We start from the raw sequence: 14428 nt of genomic DNA, 5'->3' as shown, positions 1-14428 counted from the left end.
TTGCTCGACGAATGCGCACCCGACAGCGTGATCATTCTGAAAGGAAGCGCGATGACCAAGACCGTAACCGTCGTAAACGACATGCAGGCGTATTTCCGCGCCGAACTGGCGCGCAAATACCGATCCACCGCCGGCAGCCAGGAACAGGCCGATCAGGTGCTGGTCGATGCGCTGTTTGCCGCTTTGCAGCGTGACGGCTACGTGATCCTGCCGCAGCTGTTTTCCGATGATGATGTCGAGGCGATCCGCGCCGAGCTGATGCCGCTGTTCGGCAAATATCTGGGGCGCAACAATTTCGAGGGCTTCGGTACCCAGCGGCTTTATGCCGTGATCGAGAAGACCTTCATCTGCAATCCGCTGGTCGAGCACCCGCTCATACTGGCCCTGCTGGATCGCGTGCTGGAGCCGAATTACCTGCTGTCGCAGTTGCAGGCGATCAACATCCTGCCGGGCGAGGCGGCGCAGCCGCTGCATCACGACGATGCGTTTTATCCCTGGCCGCGCCCGCGTCCGGCCCTTGGTGCGGCCACCATCATGGCCATCGACGATTTCACGGCCGAGAACGGCGCCACGGTGGTGTTGCCGGGTAGCCATCTGTGGCCCGACCGCGCGCCGGCTGAAGCCGATCTCGCCAGCGCCATTCCGGCGGTGATGCCGAAAGGCTCGGTGCTGCTGTTCCTCGGCACGACATGGCATGGCGGCGGCGCCAACCGCTCGGCGGCCGGCCGGCTCTGCGTCACCGCGCAGTATTGCGCACCTTGGTGCCGGCAACAGGAGAATTTCAGCCTGTCGGTCTCGCGCGAGCGGGTGAAACAGTGCAGCGAGCATATCCGCCGCATGCTGGGCTACAGCATCCATCCGCCCTTCATGGGCTTCGTGAACGGCCTGCATCCCAAGCGGCTGCTGGAAGACTGAGCTGCAGGCAGTTGCGGGCCTATCCCTGTCGCGGCAGCGTCACAGTCACCACCAGGCCATTTGTATCCGGTGCCGCCGAAAGCATGATATCGCCGTCATGGGTCAGGATGATGTCCTGGGCGATGGTCAGGCCAAGCCCGGTGCCGCCGGTATCGCGGTTGCGTGACGATTCCAGCCGCACGAAAGGCCGGAAGGCATTCTCGAACTGATCCGGCGGAATGCCGGGGCCGTCGTCGCTGACCGTAATGACGAAGGCATCCGGGGTTTCCCGCAGGCGCACCCAGACATGGCTGCCGAATTTGCAGCCATTGTCGATCAGGTTGGCGAAGGCGCGCCGCATGGCAACAGGCCGATAGACCAGCCGGGCGTGATCCGGCCCCTCGTAGGCGACCATGCAGCCCGCATCGGCGGCGGTATCGCACAGGCTGATCAGCATGGCGGCCAGATCGCTGGGACTGCGGGGCTCGTCCTTCAGCTGGGTACTGGCGAAAGTCAGTGTCGCGCTCATCATCGCCTCCATCTCGGCGATATCGGACATCACCTGCCGGCGCTGGTCGGGATCGGGAAGGTATTCCGCAAACAGGCGAAGACGGGTGAGTGGCGTGCGCAGATCATGGCTGATCGCTGCGATCATCTGCAGCCTGTCGTCGACGAACCGCTTCAGCCGCAGCTGCATGGCATTGAATGAATTGCCGATGGCCTGAAGCTCGGGCGCATTGAAGCTGCCGACCAGGCGAGGCTCGCGGTCGCGACCCAGCTTCTCGGCGGCTTCCGCCAGGTCATCCAGCGGCTTGACGATGCCGCGCGCCACCCAGACCGACAGCAGGCCGATCAGCACCACGGCGAGCAATGGCAGGGCCACGTTGCGGGTCATGCGCACGATCTCCTGTCCGTCGCTTTTTGGTGTCACCACCAGCCAGTCTTCCTGGGGCCCGATGCGGAAGGCGATGCGCAGATCGCTGCTCAGCATGTTGGCACTTCGGTCATCGAAGACATCCATGATAACCGTTGGCAGCGGCGGCAGGATGATGACCAGCGGGCGCGGGGAATATTCGGGATCGTCCGGCTCGTCCGCCTTCAGCAGCACATCCTGTGGCGTCAGGCCGAGCCGGTCGGTGATCCGCCGGTGGAGGTCGGTGAACCCGCCTTCGCGCTCGGAATGACGGAAATCCGGCGGACTGCTCAGCAGCGTTATATCCAGCCATTGCCGCACTGGAAGATCCCGCAGCAGCGCCGGCCGTTCGGCGGCCGGCGCCGTGATGCTGCGGTCGCGGATGTCCTGCAGGGTGGCCAGCAGCCAGTCGCGATCGAAGAACATGGCTTCGGGCGGGCGGATCACCAGCGGCATGGCCTTGTCCACGGCCTTCATTGCCAGCAGGGCACCGATGATGACCAACACGATGCGCGGCGCCAGGCGCAGCCGCGACCAGAACGGAATGATCATGCCGCGGTATCCTCGACCGGAGTTACCGCCGCCGTGAAGAAATACCCCTCGTTGCGGATGGTTTTTATGAAGGCCGGGTCCTGGGGATCGGTCTCGATCTTGCGGCGCAGGCGGCTGATCTGCACATCGATGCTGCGGTCATAGGCCTGGTTGGCGCGACCATGGGCAAGGTCGAGCAACTGGTCCCGGCTCAGCACCCGCTGGGGATGTTCCAGGAAGGCCAGCAGCAGATCAAACTCGCCGCTGGTGAGCTCGGTCAGGGTTTTGTCGGGTGAGGTCAGCGTCCGTCGGCTGGCATTGAGTTGCCATCCGCCGAATTCATAACAGGCCACCGCACGTTTGGCGTTGATGCTGCTGGCACCCAGGCGCCGGGTGACGGCGCGGATGCGGGCCAGCAGCTCGCGCGGGTTGAACGGTTTGACCACATAATCGTCCGCGCCGATCTCAAGGCCGATGATGCGATCAGTATCGCCCGTCATCGCCGTCAGGAGGATAATCGGCACGGCGCTTTGTGCGCGCATGCGGCGGCAGAGCGACAGGCCGTCTTCGCCCGGCATCATGATGTCGAGCACGATCACGTCGATCCGGCTGTCTTCGCAGATGGCGAACATTTGCCGGCCATCGCCGGCCTGGCTGACCCGCAGGCCATGATCGGCCAGGAAGCGCGCCAGCATGGCGCGAATGCGATGGTCGTCGTCCACGATCAGCACATGAATGTTGGCTGGGGCAGTCAAAGCACGTCTCCGGTCATGTTTGCGCCATAGTAATAGAATCCGGGCGCCAACCCGGATTTTTGCAACAAACTGAAATATATCGATACGACGACGACACGAACCGGGCCTGCCAGCCGTGTAGGGTGGCGGCGTTTCCTCCCCTGACTCGATGAAAAATGAGTGGTCCAATCATGAAAACGTCTTATTCCTTCAGTGTTTTGCAACCCTTTGCCATTGTGGCAGGCCTTGTTCTGGTTCCGCCGGTCGTGGCCCAGGCCCAGCAGCCGGTGAGCAAATCCGCGACCGCTTCGCAGGGTTCGGCGGTTGGCGAGAAGGATTGGGATATCCGGCTTGGGGCGGGCGCGCTCTATCAGCCGGATTACGAGGGCAGCGACGATTATGAAGTAGCGCCTTTGCCCTTGATCTCGATCAGTTACAGGGACCTGGTCTTCCTGCGTGGACCCAGCCTGGGCGTCAATGCCTTCACCTGGCAGGGACCGCGCCCGACCGACAAACTGCAGCTCGGCCCGCTGGTGCGCTACCAGATGGGCCGCGACGAGGACGACAACGACGATCTGCGCGGCATGGGCGATATCGATTCCGGGGCCGAGCTTGGTGCATTCCTGAATTACAGCGCCGGGCCATGGTCGGCAGGTGTGACGGTGTTCCAGGATGTCAGCAGTGCCCATGATGGGCTGACGGCCAAGTTTGCCGGCGGCTATCGCCACAGCTTCGGACCAAAGCTGCGTGCGCGGGCCGAGCTTTCAACCACCTGGGCCAGTGACGATTACACCGAAACCTTCTTCGGCGTGACGGCATTGCAATCCCAGCGCAGCGGCATGCGCCGGTTTCAGGCCGAAGGCGGGATCAAGGATGTCGGCCTGACGCTCGATCTAGATTACAGCCTCACGCAGCATTGGGGGCTGACCGGGCGGCTGGGCTACAAGCGCCTGCTGGGCGATGCGGCCGACAGCCCGCTGGTGGAAGATCGCGGTTCGCCGGATCAGCTGATGACCGGTCTGTTCCTCAGTTACAAGTTCTGAGGCCGTCATGCTGGCCGAGTTATGGTACTCGGCGAACTGGGGCCTGGTGCTGGCCGGCTTGATCGCGGGCGTGGCGGCGTCGGTATTCAGCCGGCGCCTCTCGCTTCTCTGGCACGGTGCCAGCATGTTCGCCATCGGGCTGTATCTTGGGATATGCGTTATAATTTTCTTGGAAGCGCTCCCGCCGGGGCGTGGTCTGACGGCAGCTGGCCTGCAATTGGCGGTCGGACTGGGCATCCTGGGCGCCAGCCTCTGCCGCCTGCATCTGGTCGGCGTGGCGATCTACGCGGCCGGCGGTGTCGTCTCGGTGCTGATACATGCCGTTTCTGATGGCCCGCTGTTGGCCCAGGAGCCGCCCTTCGTGGTGCTCGATACTGTCGCCGTCGGGTTCCTGATCATACTGGGTCGCTTTGTCGTAAGGGAGTGGCGCCACTTTGCGTCGACGCTGTGTCTTGCCCAGGCGAGAAGGGTCGGCAAAAGTTCGCGACCGGAGCAGGAAAAGATCGCCACATAGAAAAAGCCCGGCGGAATGACATCCGCCGGGCTTTTTGAAATCCGGAACGTCTTGGTCGTATCAGGCGGCGTTGACCGCCTTCACGGCCTCGACGGCGCTCTCCGGATTCCAGTTCGTATAAGCCATGGCGCAATGCTGGGCGCAGTAAGGCTTGCCCGGCAGCGCGACGTGGCTGCAGAAATCGAACTCGGCGCTTTTGGGATCGCCGATCGGCCATTTGCAGCGCGGGCCGCTGCTGGGCGTCAATGCCGCCAGCATCGCAGCCGTCAGCTGCTGTCCCGAACCCGAGCCGGTGCCGGCCACCGGGCCGCCGTCCGAGCCTTCGGCCGCCGGGGCTCGTTCAGCCTTCGGCTGGGCCGGGGCGCGCAGTGCCGCGGGGGCATGTCCCCCTGGTGGGCCGGCATGGCTGGCGGCCGGTCGCGGCTGCGCCGGCTTGTCGCTCCGCATGATCGGCGAAGCGCGCTTGGCCAGGCCGATGCGGTGGGCCTTGCCGACCACGGCGTTGCGGGTCATGCCCAGCGCTTTGCCGATCTGGGTGATCGACTGGCCGGATTCCCACAATTGAACCAGAAGTTTAACCTTCTCGTCCGTCCATACCATATGTAGCCCCCGTTCTTGGACTTAGACGCTACATGCAGTAAGGCGAGAATCCGGGTTCCGGTCAATCAGACTCTGGCCTTATCCACAAGAATCTGGTCGGCTGGGCTAAAATAACGCTTCTGAAATAGGGGGCGAATCGGAGTTATCCCCAGATGAGCGACTTCCCCGACCCAAGTTATCCCTGGCAGGCCCATCTGCCAGCCCTGCCCGCGCTGCGGGAAAGCTATGCCCGCGACGGCTATGCCGTGGTGCGCGGGCTATTCGGGCCGGGGGAAGTGGCGGCAATGGCCGACCGGTTCGATGCCCTGTACCAAGAGGGCCTGCGGCTCGGCCGCAGCTTCCGCCATGGCAACCTGCTGTTCCGGCTGGGGCAGGATCCCCTGCTGGGGAAAATCCTGCGCATGGTGCAATGGCCGTCCTGGCGGGATGCGCTGCTGGATGCCGTGCGGCTCGATCCGCGCTTTGCCGCCCTGCTGGCGCCCCTGATCGGCCCAGACCTGAAGCAGATCATCAACCAGATGCACTGGAAGCCGCCGGGCGCCACCAAAGTGGAATTCGCCTATCACCAGGACAGCCGCTTCCGCCGTCCGGCCAGCGCCTTCCGCGACCTGGCGCAATCCTATGTCCAGACTGGCATCGCCATCGACCCGCACACCAAGGCCAGCGGCGCGATGAAGGTGATCCCCGGCAGCCATATGCATGGCGACCTCGGCCTGGGCGGCGACGGGCCCATCCTGCAGCAGAGCATGCAGGACGACGCCCTGCATGCCGCGGGCCTCGATCCGGCCACCGTCGTCGACCTGCTGCTCGAACCCGGCGATGTCGCGCTGTGGTCGCCCTATCTGGTGCACGGCTCGGGCGCGAATGTGTCGGGGCAGGATCGCCGGCTCTACATCAATGGCTATGTCACGGCGCGCAATTGCGACCGCGGCGAATGGGCCTTCCGTGCCGGCCGCGCGGTGCCGCTGGGGCCGCACCCGTCGCTGGTGCATTACGAGGCTTTGCACGAGAAACCCGAACCGCATTTCCTGGAGGATTGATGCAGCCCCGTCATCATGTCAGGCTGCCGGTATGACCCATCCAAGCGGCAGTTTCTCCTTCGATCTCGTCGTTTTCGGCGCCACCGGCGATCTTTCGCTGCGCAAGCTGATGCCGGCGCTGTATCACCGCGATGTAGCCGGCCAGCTGAATGCCGATGTCCGTCTGTTCGCGGTGGCGCGCGGGGCGATGAGCGACGGGGAATTCCGCAACCTGGCACGCGGCGCGCTGAACCGGCATCTCGACTCGGCCGATTACGACGATGCGGCGGTGGAGCGCTTCGTCGCGCGCTTCCGTTACTTAAGCCTCGATGCCGATGCGCCGGAGGATTATGCCGCGCTGGCCAAGGTTATCGATGGATCGTCGGATCGTGTGGTGGTGTATTACCTCGCCATGGCGCCGCGTTTCTTCGGCAGCATCTGCGGTCATCTGGCGGCGGCCGGTCTGAACCGGCCCCAGGCCCGCGTGGTGTTGGAAAAGCCCATCGGCCATGATCTTGCCTCGGCGCAGGCGATCAACGAAGCCGTCGCCGCTGCCTTTTCGGAAGAACGCGTCTTCCGCATCGATCACTACCTGGGCAAGGAGACGGTGCAGAACCTGATGGCGTTGCGCTTCGCCAATGCCCTGTTCGAGCCGGTCTGGCATCGCGGCGTGGTCGATCATGTGCAGGTGACGGTGGCCGAGAAGATCGGCGTCGAGGGGCGAGCCGGCTATTACGATCATGCCGGCGCCCTGCGCGACATGGTGCAGAATCATCTGCTGCAACTGCTTTGCTTGGTGGCGATGGAACCACCGAACGCTTTCGCCGCCGATGCCGTGCGCGATGAGAAGCTGAAGGTGCTGCAGGCCCTGCGGCCGATCAACGAACGCTCGGTGATGGAAAAGACCGTGCGCGGCCAATATGGTCCGGGCGCCGTGGATGGCGTGGCCGTGCCGGCCTATGTGGATGAGGTGGAGCATGCCGGCAGCAATACGGAGACCTTCGTGGTGGTGAAGGCCGAGGTGGATAACTGGCGCTGGGCCGGCGTGCCGTTCTATCTGCGCACCGGTAAACGGCTGCCGGCGCGGCGTTCGGAAATCGTGGTGCAGTTTCGCCCGGTGCCGCATCTGATCTTCGATGGCGCCAGTCGCGACGTGGTGGCCAACCGCCTGGTGATCCGCCTGCAGCCCGACGAGGGCATTGCCCTGCACATGATGACCAAGGTGCCCGGCCCCGGCGGCATGCGCTTGCGTCAGGCGCCGCTGAACCTGAGTTTCGCCGACACCTTTCAGGGCCGCCAGCCCGATGCCTACGAGCGCCTGCTGATGGACGTGGTGCGCGGCAATCCGATGCTGTTCATGCGCAGCGACGAGGTCGAGGCTGCCTGGCGCTGGATCGAGCCGATCCTGGCCGGCTGGTCGGCCGGCAGCGAGGCGCCGAAATCCTACACCGCCGGCAGTTGGGGGCCTTCAGCCGCCATTGGCCTGATCGAACGCGACGGCCGCACCTGGCACGAGGACATGCGCTGATGCGGGCAGCCCTGCTGGAGACCCTGCGCGCCCGGTTCGGTGCTCTGCCGGCTGGCGACGACGCCGGCATGGACCAGATGAGCGGCCGCGTGCGCTTGCAGACCCTGGTGCTGCTGCGCTGGATCGCCATCGTCGGCCAGTTGCTGGCGATCCTGTTCGTGCATTTCGGGCTGAATTTCCGCCTGCCATTGCTGCCGGCCCTGGGGATCGTCGGCGTCTCTGCGCTGCTCAACATCCTGCTGTTCGTGATCTATCCGACCGCCAAGCGCCTGAGCGAGATAGGCGCCGCCGGATACCTCGCCTTCGATCTGCTGCAACTCGGCCTGCTGCTATTCCTGACCGGCGGCATCGACAACCCCTTTGCGCTGCTGATCCTGGTGCCGGTCACCGTGTCGGCCACCATCCTCACGCTGCGCTCCACCGTGCTGCTGGGCCTGGTGGCCTTCACGCTGGCGGTGCTGCTCACACTCTATCACCTGCCGCTGCCCTGGAGCGATCCGGCGGCGCTGGCCATGCCACCGCTCTATCGCTGGGGCAACCTGATGGCGCTGGTACTCGGTACGCTGTTCATCGCGGCCTATGCATGGCAGGTGGCCGAGGAAGCCCGACGCATGTCGGATGCACTGGCTGCCACACAACTCGCGCTGGCGCAGGAGCAGCAGGTTTCGGCTCTGGGCAGCCTGGCGGCGGCGGCGGCGCATGAACTGGGCTCACCGCTCGGCACCATCGCCGTGGTGGTAAAGGAACTGGGGCGCGACACGCCGGCCGACAATCCGATCGCCGAAGACCTGGCGTTGCTGCAGAGCCAGGTGGAACGCTGCCGCGAGATTCTGGCGCGGCTGTCGCGCCGGCCTTCGGCCAATGCCGATGCCGAAGCCTTCTCCGACCTGGGCATCGCCAATCTGATCGAGGTGGCGGCCCAGCCATGGCGTCGTGCCAATATCGAATTCGCGGTGACGCTGAACGGCGCGGGCACGGCACCCAACCTGCCGCGCCGGCCCGAGATCATCCACGGCCTCAGCAACCTTTTGCAGAATGCGATGGAATTCGCCCGTACCCGGGTGACGGTGGAGGTCGGCTGGGACGATAAACAGATTCGCCTGCTGATCCTCGACGACGGACCCGGCCTGAACGTGGATATCCTGTCGGCTCTGGGCGAGCCTTATGTGACCAGCCGGCCCGACAGCGGCGGCATGGGTCTTGGTGTGTTCATCGCGATGAACCTGCTGCGCCGCAGCGGGGCAGGGGTCACCTTCGCCAACCGGCCCGGTGGCGGCACCCAGGTGGCGGTGATCTGGCCGCGCGAAATTCTGGTCCGCCGCCCCGCATAAAACACCTGCGGCAAAACAGCGCCCAGCCTCGTCAATCATGCATGGCTGCCCTGCATCCGGGCATCCGGCGCTACTCCGGGGGTTGCACCCGGCCGGGGCTCGGGTACATTCAGGCCGCAATGACCGACATGACCCTCCTCATCGTCGATGACGACGAACCGCTGCGGATGCGGCTGGCCCGTGCGATGGAAAAGCGCGGCTATCAGGTGCAGACCGCCGAGTCGGTCGCCGTCGGCATCCAGCTGGCCCGTGCCAAGCCGCCGGCCTATGCCGTGGTCGACCTCAAGCTGGGCGATGGCAACGGTCTTGATGTGGTCAGCGCGATCCGCAGCGTTCGCCAGGATGCCCGCGTGGTGATGCTGACCGGCTATGGCAACATCGCCACCGCCGTGGCGGCCGTAAAGGCCGGCGCCGTCGATTACCTGCCCAAGCCGGCCGATGCCGACGATGTCGACCGCGCCCTGCGTGCCGGCAATGCCGCGCATCCCGCGCCGCCCGAAGAGCCGATGTCGGCCGAACGCGTGCGGTGGGAACATATCCAGCGCGTCTTCGAGCTTTGCGACCGCAATGTGTCGGAGACGGCGCGCCGGCTGAAGATGCATCGCCGCACCCTGCAGCGCATCCTCGCCAAGCGTTCGCCGCAATAGGGCCATGCTGTTGCAGGAGGCCAGGCTGCCGCCGGGACTCCGCGTCTATGCCATCGGCGACATCCATGGCCGCGCCGACCTTCTGGATAAACTGCACTCACTGATCCAGGCCGATCTGCAGGCCGCCGCGCCCGAACGCTGCGTGGTGGTCTATCTTGGTGATTATGTCGACCGCGGTCCGGATTCCCATGGAGTGATCGAGCGGTTGGCCCGTCACAAGCTGGCCGGCGTCGAGACGGTGACGCTGCTGGGCAATCACGAAGCCATGATGCTGGAATTCCTCGATGCGCCCTATGGCGCCTCGCTGTGGCTGGCCAATGGCGGCGATGCCACGCTGGCCAGTTACAAGGTGCGCATCCCGGCCGCCTATGACGAGCTGCTGCTCACCCAGCGCAGCCTGCGCGGCGCCCTGCCGCGCCATCACTGGCATTTCATGGAAAAGCTGGTCGTGCAGGCGCAGTTCGGCGACTACCTGTTCGTCCATGCCGGCATCAAGCCGGGCCTGCCGCTCGACCGCCAGAGCCGCGAGCAGATGATCTGGATCCGGGATGCCTTCCTCGATTCGGAGGCCGATCACGGCGTGGTGGTGGTGCATGGCCATACCATCGTGCACGAGGTGGAATGGCGGCCGAACCGTATCGGGGTGGATACCGGGGCCTATACTACCGGCCGGCTGACCGCCCTGGTGCTGGAAGGGGCCGAACGGCGCCTGCTGCAGACCTGATTCCCGGCCTCCCGGAAGAGGCCGGAGCCGGGGCGAGGGCTGGAATTCGGCCCGCCGCCGGTGTATCGAAGGCCATGTCCGATTTTCCTGCAGATCCGGCCGATTTCACCGGTGCCCGCGTCCTCGTCGTTGGCGACGTGATGCTCGACCGCTTCGTCTATGGCGGGGTCGAGCGCATCTCGCCCGAAGCGCCGATCCCGGTGATGCAGGCCGAGCGCGAGATCGTCATGCCCGGCGGCGCCGGCAATGTGGCCCGCAACATCGCCGCGCTCGGCGCCGAGGTGGTGCTGATCGGCCTGGTCGGCGATGACGGTGCCGCCGACGAACTGAACGATGTGCTGACGCTGGAGCGCGGCGTCGACGCCCGTCTGGTGGTGGACGAGGCCCGCCGCACTATCGAGAAGATCCGTTTCATCGGCAGCCGCCAGCAGCTCCTGCGCGTCGACCACGAGAACCGCGCCGCCAGCACGCCGGCCGCCATTGATACGCTGGTCGATGCGGCGAAAGAGGCGCTGGCCGACTGTGCCGTGCTAGTGCTCTCCGATTACGCCAAGGGCGCGCTGCCCGACCGCGTCGTCACCGCGCTGATCATCGCCGCCAAGTCGGCCAACAAGCCGGTGCTGGTCGATCCCAAGGGCAGCGACTATGCCCGCTATCGCGGCGCCTATCTGGTGACGCCGAACCGTGCCGAGGCCGCGCTGGCCAGCGGCGAAAGCTGCGCCGACGATGCCAGCGCTGTGAAGGCCGGCCGCAAGCTGGTGGAAACCGCCGGTATCGCCAATGTGCTGGTCACGCGCGGCGCCGCCGGCATGACGCTGGTGCAGGGCGGCGAAGCCCCGCTGCATCTGGCTGCCGAGGCGCGCGAAGTATTCGATGTCTCGGGCGCCGGGGATACGGTGGTGGCGGTGATCGCCGCGGCATTGGCGATGAAGCGGCCGCTGCCGCTGGCCGCCCGGCTCGCCAATATCGCGGCCGGCATCGTGGTTGCCAAGGTTGGCACTGCCGTCGTGCATCCCGACGAACTGCGCCAGGCCCTGCACATGCCCGACCCGCACGGCATCGATGCCAAGGTGGTGTCGCGCCAGCAGGCGAAGGAACGCGTCGATGCCTGGCGTCTGCGTGGCGAGCGCATCGGCTTTACCAATGGCTGCTTCGACCTGCTGCATGCTGGCCATCTGGCCTTGCTGTCGGAAGCGCGTGCCGGCTGCGACCGCCTGATCGTGGCGATCAACGCCGATTCTTCCGTGAAGAAGCTGAAAGGCGAGACGCGCCCGGTGCAGGATGAAAAGCATCGCGCCCGCCTGCTGGCGGCTCTGGGGCTGGTCGATCTGGTGATCGTGTTCCCGGAAGACACGCCGATCCCGCTGCTGGAAATGCTCAAACCCGACCTGCTGATCAAAGGCGGCGATTACGGCATCGACCAGGTGGTCGGTGCCGATATCGTGCAGGCCTATGGCGGTGAGGTGCGCGTGTCGCGACTGGTTGCCGGCCACAGCACCACGGCCACCATCCAGAAACTGCGGTCCTGAGCCGGCCCATGGCGATGAGGGATGTCGACGTCGCGATCCTCGGCGGCGGCATTGCCGGCCTCTGGCTGCTGGCGCGCCTGCAGGCCGCCGGTTACAGCGCGCTGCTGCTGGAGAATAATGCACTGGGCGCCGGGCAGACGCTGGCCTCGCAGGGCATCATCCACGGCGGCCTGAAATACGCCCTCGACCTCAAGCTGAATGCTGCCAGCAACGCGCTGGCCGACATGCCCGCGCGCTGGCGCGCCTGCCTGGCCGGCACGGGCGAGGTGGATTTGCGCGGCGTGCCGCTGGCCGCCGAGCGGCACCTGTTCTGGGCGCGCAAGACATTGGCCAGCCGCATCGCCGGCTTCTTCGGCAGCAAGCTGGTGCGCGGCCGCGTCGATGCGCTGGCGCCCATCCAATGGCCTGCCGTGCTGCGCGACCCCGAGCATGTCGCCGCCGTCTATGCCCTGGATGAATGCGTGCTGGATGTGCCGGCTTTGCTGCAGGCGCTGGCGCGGCCGCTGCAGGCATCGATCAAACGGATTCGCGGCGATGTACGCGTGATGTCCGATGCGGATGGCGTGCTGGTCGACTGCCACGATGCCTTCGCCCAGCCGCGCCGGTTGCGGGCCGGTGCATTCGTTTCCACCGCCGGGGCGGGCAACGAAAGCCTGCTGGCGCAGTTCGGTCTGCCGGCATCGGCGGCGCAGCGCAGGCCCTTGCGGATGCTGATGATCGACAACGCGCCCGGCCCGCTCTGGGCACATTGTTTTGACGCCAGCGACAAGCCGCGCGTCACCGTCACCACGCATAAACGCCCGGACGGCAGCCTGGTCTGGTATGTCGGTGGGCAACTGGCCGAGACCGGCGCGACGCAAAATCCAGAGGCGCTGATCGCGGCGGCGAAGGCCGAATTCGCTGCTTTGCTGCCCAAGCAGGATTTCTCCGCCTGTCGTTATGCCACGCTGTATGTCGAGCGCGCGGAAGGGGCCACGGCCGATGGCGCAAAACCCGATGGCCCCGTGCTGCGCCGGGTCGCACCGAATTGCTGGCTGGCTTGGCCGACCAAGCTGGCGCTGGCGCCGCAACTGGCCGACCAGGTGCTGGCCGAGTTGCCGCTGCCTTCAGGTGGGCAAACCGATCTTTCGCATTGGCCGGCGCCAGATATCGCTCCCGCACCCTGGGAGGTCGCGGCATGGAGATGAGACCGCTGGGATCGACCGGCATCATGGTCAGCTTGCTCGGGCTGGGCACGGTGAAGATCGGGCGTAACGAAGGTGTGAAGTATCCGCGCGGTTTCGAGCTGCCCGATGACGCCAGCGTGATTGCCCTGCTGGAGCAGGCGCAAGAGCTTGGCATCACGCTGATCGATACCGCACCGGCCTATGGCCGCAGCGAGGAGCGGCTGGGGCAATTGCTTCCCGAGGTTGGATCCGGTCGCGCCGACTGGGTGATCGCCACCAAGGCCGGCGAATGGTTCGAGGATGGCCGGTCGCGCTTCGATTTCTCCGCGCCTGCAATAATCGCTTCGGTTGAAACCAGCCTGCGCCGTCTGCGCACGGATTACCTGGATGTCGTGCTGCTGCATTCCGATGGCATCGACGAGGCTGGCGACCGGTTCCTGCCGGCGGTCGAGGCGCTGGACGGGCTGAAGCGGCGCGGCTTGATCCGCGCCAGCGGCTTTTCCGGCAAGACGCCCGATGGCGGCCGGCGCATGCTGGGTTGCGTCGATGTGATGATGCTGACCTATAATCCCGGCTATACTGACGACCTGCCGGTGATTGCCGAGGCCGCCGCCGCCGGCAAGGGTGTGCTGATCAAGAAGGCGCTGGCCAGCGGCCATGCCGCCGATCCGGCGCAGGCCCTGCGGATGGCGGCAGCGATTACCGGCGTGTCGTCTATCGTGGTCGGCACCCTGTCGCCGGCCAACCTGCACGCCAATGCCATGGCATTGCGGGCGGGAAGAGAGGGAGAGGCATAATGGAGCAGCAGGACGCCACGGCTCTCGAACGGTCCTCGGCCGGCGAGCAGGAATTCCTCGCTTTCGGCTGGGAGGTCGCCATGCTCGATCTGCCCGGGCAGGAAGAGGGCAGCGCGCCGTGTGCCGGTTTCCGCAAAGGCGATTTCGCCGCCCTGCCGCAGGAGGATGGCGCCTGGCTGGTGCTGGCCGTGCCGGCGAAGCTGGTGCTGGGCCGCCTGCCCAGCGCTTCGGCCGTGCGGCGCTTCGTTGCCAAATGCGTCAGCTTCCCGGCCCAGCCCAATGGCGCCATCATCGGCGCGGCGCGGCAGGCGATGTTGCAGGCGGTCGAGGAAGAACTCGGCCTCGCCCGCCAGGCCGCCGATCTGCTGGAAGCCAAGATCGACGACCTGATGGGCAGCATCGACGACATCCGCGCCAAGGCCATCCTGTTCAGTCATGACGAGGGCAAGGATTGAGGC

General features: G+C 65.7%; 15 protein-coding genes. 12 read left to right on the top strand and 3 right to left on the bottom strand.

The genetic code is table 11. From position 1 onward, the window contains the following. The first annotated feature begins 51 nt into the window (after positions 1 to 51). Positions 52 to 915, top strand: coding sequence for a phytanoyl-CoA dioxygenase family protein (locus ACK4FJ_RS02615; protein WP_409763590.1), 864 nt, complete (start codon positions 52 to 54; stop codon positions 913 to 915). A 19-nt stretch (positions 916 to 934) separates the two neighbouring features. Here the strand turns inward: ACK4FJ_RS02615 and ACK4FJ_RS02610 are convergent, their stop codons facing one another. Next, a complete protein-coding gene (locus tag ACK4FJ_RS02610; protein WP_409763587.1) occupies positions 935 to 2359 on the bottom strand; it encodes a sensor histidine kinase in 1425 nt (474 codons plus the stop codon). After that, positions 2356 to 3093: a response regulator gene (locus ACK4FJ_RS02605; RefSeq protein WP_409763584.1), complete on the bottom strand. Its 738-nt coding sequence runs from the start codon at positions 3091 to 3093 to the stop codon at positions 2356 to 2358. The genes ACK4FJ_RS02610 and ACK4FJ_RS02605 overlap by 4 nt, the downstream gene beginning before the upstream one ends. Positions 3094 to 3263: 170 nt before the next feature. On the opposite strand from ACK4FJ_RS02605, the gene ACK4FJ_RS02600 reads away from it, so the two are divergent. Further along, positions 3264 to 4115 (top strand): MipA/OmpV family protein, encoded by an 852-nt coding sequence (locus ACK4FJ_RS02600; RefSeq protein WP_409763581.1) that lies wholly within the window; start codon positions 3264 to 3266, stop codon positions 4113 to 4115. A 7-nt stretch (positions 4116 to 4122) separates the two neighbouring features. After that, entirely contained in the window at positions 4123 to 4629 is a 507-nt protein-coding gene (locus ACK4FJ_RS02595; RefSeq protein ID WP_409763578.1) for a hypothetical protein, read from the top strand. 60 nt (positions 4630 to 4689) lie between these two features. Here ACK4FJ_RS02595 and ACK4FJ_RS02590 read toward each other — a convergent pair whose 3' ends face one another. Beyond that, positions 4690 to 5229, bottom strand: a complete 540-nt coding sequence (locus ACK4FJ_RS02590; protein ID WP_409763575.1) for a GcrA family cell cycle regulator — start codon at positions 5227 to 5229, stop codon at positions 4690 to 4692. A gap of 152 nt (positions 5230 to 5381) precedes the next feature. Here ACK4FJ_RS02590 and ACK4FJ_RS02585 point away from each other — a divergent pair, with 152 nt between their 5' ends. The 9 genes from ACK4FJ_RS02585 (at position 5382) to ACK4FJ_RS02545 (ending at position 14425) form a co-directional block, all read left to right on the top strand. After that, positions 5382 to 6269, top strand: a complete 888-nt coding sequence (locus ACK4FJ_RS02585) for a phytanoyl-CoA dioxygenase family protein (RefSeq protein WP_409763572.1) — start codon at positions 5382 to 5384, stop codon at positions 6267 to 6269. 31 nt (positions 6270 to 6300) lie between these two features. Continuing rightward, entirely contained in the window at positions 6301 to 7776 is a 1476-nt protein-coding gene (gene zwf, locus ACK4FJ_RS02580; RefSeq protein WP_409763569.1) for a glucose-6-phosphate dehydrogenase, read from the top strand. After that, complete coding sequence (locus ACK4FJ_RS02575) at positions 7776 to 9107, top strand: ActS/PrrB/RegB family redox-sensitive histidine kinase (protein WP_409763566.1); 1332 nt, start codon at positions 7776 to 7778, stop codon at positions 9105 to 9107. The genes zwf and ACK4FJ_RS02575 overlap by 1 nt, the downstream gene beginning before the upstream one ends. A 119-nt stretch (positions 9108 to 9226) precedes the next feature. Then, on the top strand, positions 9227 to 9754 hold the full coding sequence (locus ACK4FJ_RS02570) for an ActR/PrrA/RegA family redox response regulator transcription factor (protein WP_409763563.1): 528 nt from the start codon (positions 9227 to 9229) through the stop codon (positions 9752 to 9754). 4 nt (positions 9755 to 9758) lie between these two features. Beyond that, positions 9759 to 10478 carry a metallophosphoesterase family protein gene (locus tag ACK4FJ_RS02565; RefSeq protein ID WP_409763560.1) on the top strand — a complete coding sequence of 240 codons (720 nt, stop codon included), beginning with the start codon at positions 9759 to 9761 and terminating at the stop codon, positions 10476 to 10478. Positions 10479 to 10552: 74 nt separating this feature from the next. Further along, positions 10553 to 12007 (top strand): bifunctional D-glycero-beta-D-manno-heptose-7-phosphate kinase/D-glycero-beta-D-manno-heptose 1-phosphate adenylyltransferase HldE, encoded by a 1455-nt coding sequence (gene hldE, locus ACK4FJ_RS02560; protein ID WP_409763557.1) that lies wholly within the window; start codon positions 10553 to 10555, stop codon positions 12005 to 12007. An 8-nt stretch (positions 12008 to 12015) separates the two neighbouring features. Beyond that, a complete protein-coding gene (locus ACK4FJ_RS02555) occupies positions 12016 to 13194 on the top strand; it encodes an FAD-dependent oxidoreductase (RefSeq protein ID WP_409763554.1) in 1179 nt (392 codons plus the stop codon). Continuing rightward, complete coding sequence (locus ACK4FJ_RS02550) at positions 13185 to 13970, top strand: aldo/keto reductase (protein WP_409763551.1); 786 nt, start codon at positions 13185 to 13187, stop codon at positions 13968 to 13970. Before ACK4FJ_RS02555 ends, ACK4FJ_RS02550 begins: the two co-directional genes overlap by 10 nt. Continuing rightward, entirely contained in the window at positions 13970 to 14425 is a 456-nt protein-coding gene (locus tag ACK4FJ_RS02545; RefSeq protein ID WP_409763548.1) for a hypothetical protein, read from the top strand. The genes ACK4FJ_RS02550 and ACK4FJ_RS02545 overlap by 1 nt, the downstream gene beginning before the upstream one ends. Positions 14426 to 14428 lie beyond the last annotated feature (3 nt).

Source organism: Ferrovibrio sp. (assembly GCF_046297595.1).
Lineage (GTDB): Bacteria > Pseudomonadota > Alphaproteobacteria > Ferrovibrionales > Ferrovibrionaceae > Ferrovibrio.
Note: the sequence above shows the minus strand (reverse complement) of the source record. Positions and strands in the feature narration are given on the sequence as shown.

What these genes read in the sequence shown, in the direction of transcription:
- ACK4FJ_RS02590 (WP_409763575.1), bottom strand. Translation starts at nt 5,229, where the DNA reads ATGGTATGGACGGACGAGAAGGTTAAACTTCTGGTTCAATTGTGGGAA.
- ACK4FJ_RS02550 (WP_409763551.1), top strand. Translation starts at nt 13,185, where the DNA reads ATGGAGATGAGACCGCTGGGATCGACCGGCATCATGGTCAGCTTGCTC.
- zwf (WP_409763569.1), top strand. Translation starts at nt 6,301, where the DNA reads ATGACCCATCCAAGCGGCAGTTTCTCCTTCGATCTCGTCGTTTTCGGC.
- ACK4FJ_RS02565 (WP_409763560.1), top strand. Translation starts at nt 9,759, where the DNA reads ATGCTGTTGCAGGAGGCCAGGCTGCCGCCGGGACTCCGCGTCTATGCC.
- ACK4FJ_RS02575 (WP_409763566.1), top strand. Translation starts at nt 7,776, where the DNA reads ATGCGGGCAGCCCTGCTGGAGACCCTGCGCGCCCGGTTCGGTGCTCTG.
- ACK4FJ_RS02545 (WP_409763548.1), top strand. Translation starts at nt 13,970, where the DNA reads ATGGAGCAGCAGGACGCCACGGCTCTCGAACGGTCCTCGGCCGGCGAG.
- ACK4FJ_RS02615 (WP_409763590.1), top strand. Translation starts at nt 52, where the DNA reads ATGACCAAGACCGTAACCGTCGTAAACGACATGCAGGCGTATTTCCGC.
- ACK4FJ_RS02555 (WP_409763554.1), top strand. Translation starts at nt 12,016, where the DNA reads ATGGCGATGAGGGATGTCGACGTCGCGATCCTCGGCGGCGGCATTGCC.
- ACK4FJ_RS02610 (WP_409763587.1), bottom strand. Translation starts at nt 2,359, where the DNA reads ATGATCATTCCGTTCTGGTCGCGGCTGCGCCTGGCGCCGCGCATCGTG.
- ACK4FJ_RS02595 (WP_409763578.1), top strand. Translation starts at nt 4,123, where the DNA reads ATGCTGGCCGAGTTATGGTACTCGGCGAACTGGGGCCTGGTGCTGGCC.
- ACK4FJ_RS02600 (WP_409763581.1), top strand. Translation starts at nt 3,264, where the DNA reads ATGAAAACGTCTTATTCCTTCAGTGTTTTGCAACCCTTTGCCATTGTG.
- ACK4FJ_RS02570 (WP_409763563.1), top strand. Translation starts at nt 9,227, where the DNA reads ATGACCGACATGACCCTCCTCATCGTCGATGACGACGAACCGCTGCGG.
- hldE (WP_409763557.1), top strand. Translation starts at nt 10,553, where the DNA reads ATGTCCGATTTTCCTGCAGATCCGGCCGATTTCACCGGTGCCCGCGTC.
- ACK4FJ_RS02585 (WP_409763572.1), top strand. Translation starts at nt 5,382, where the DNA reads ATGAGCGACTTCCCCGACCCAAGTTATCCCTGGCAGGCCCATCTGCCA.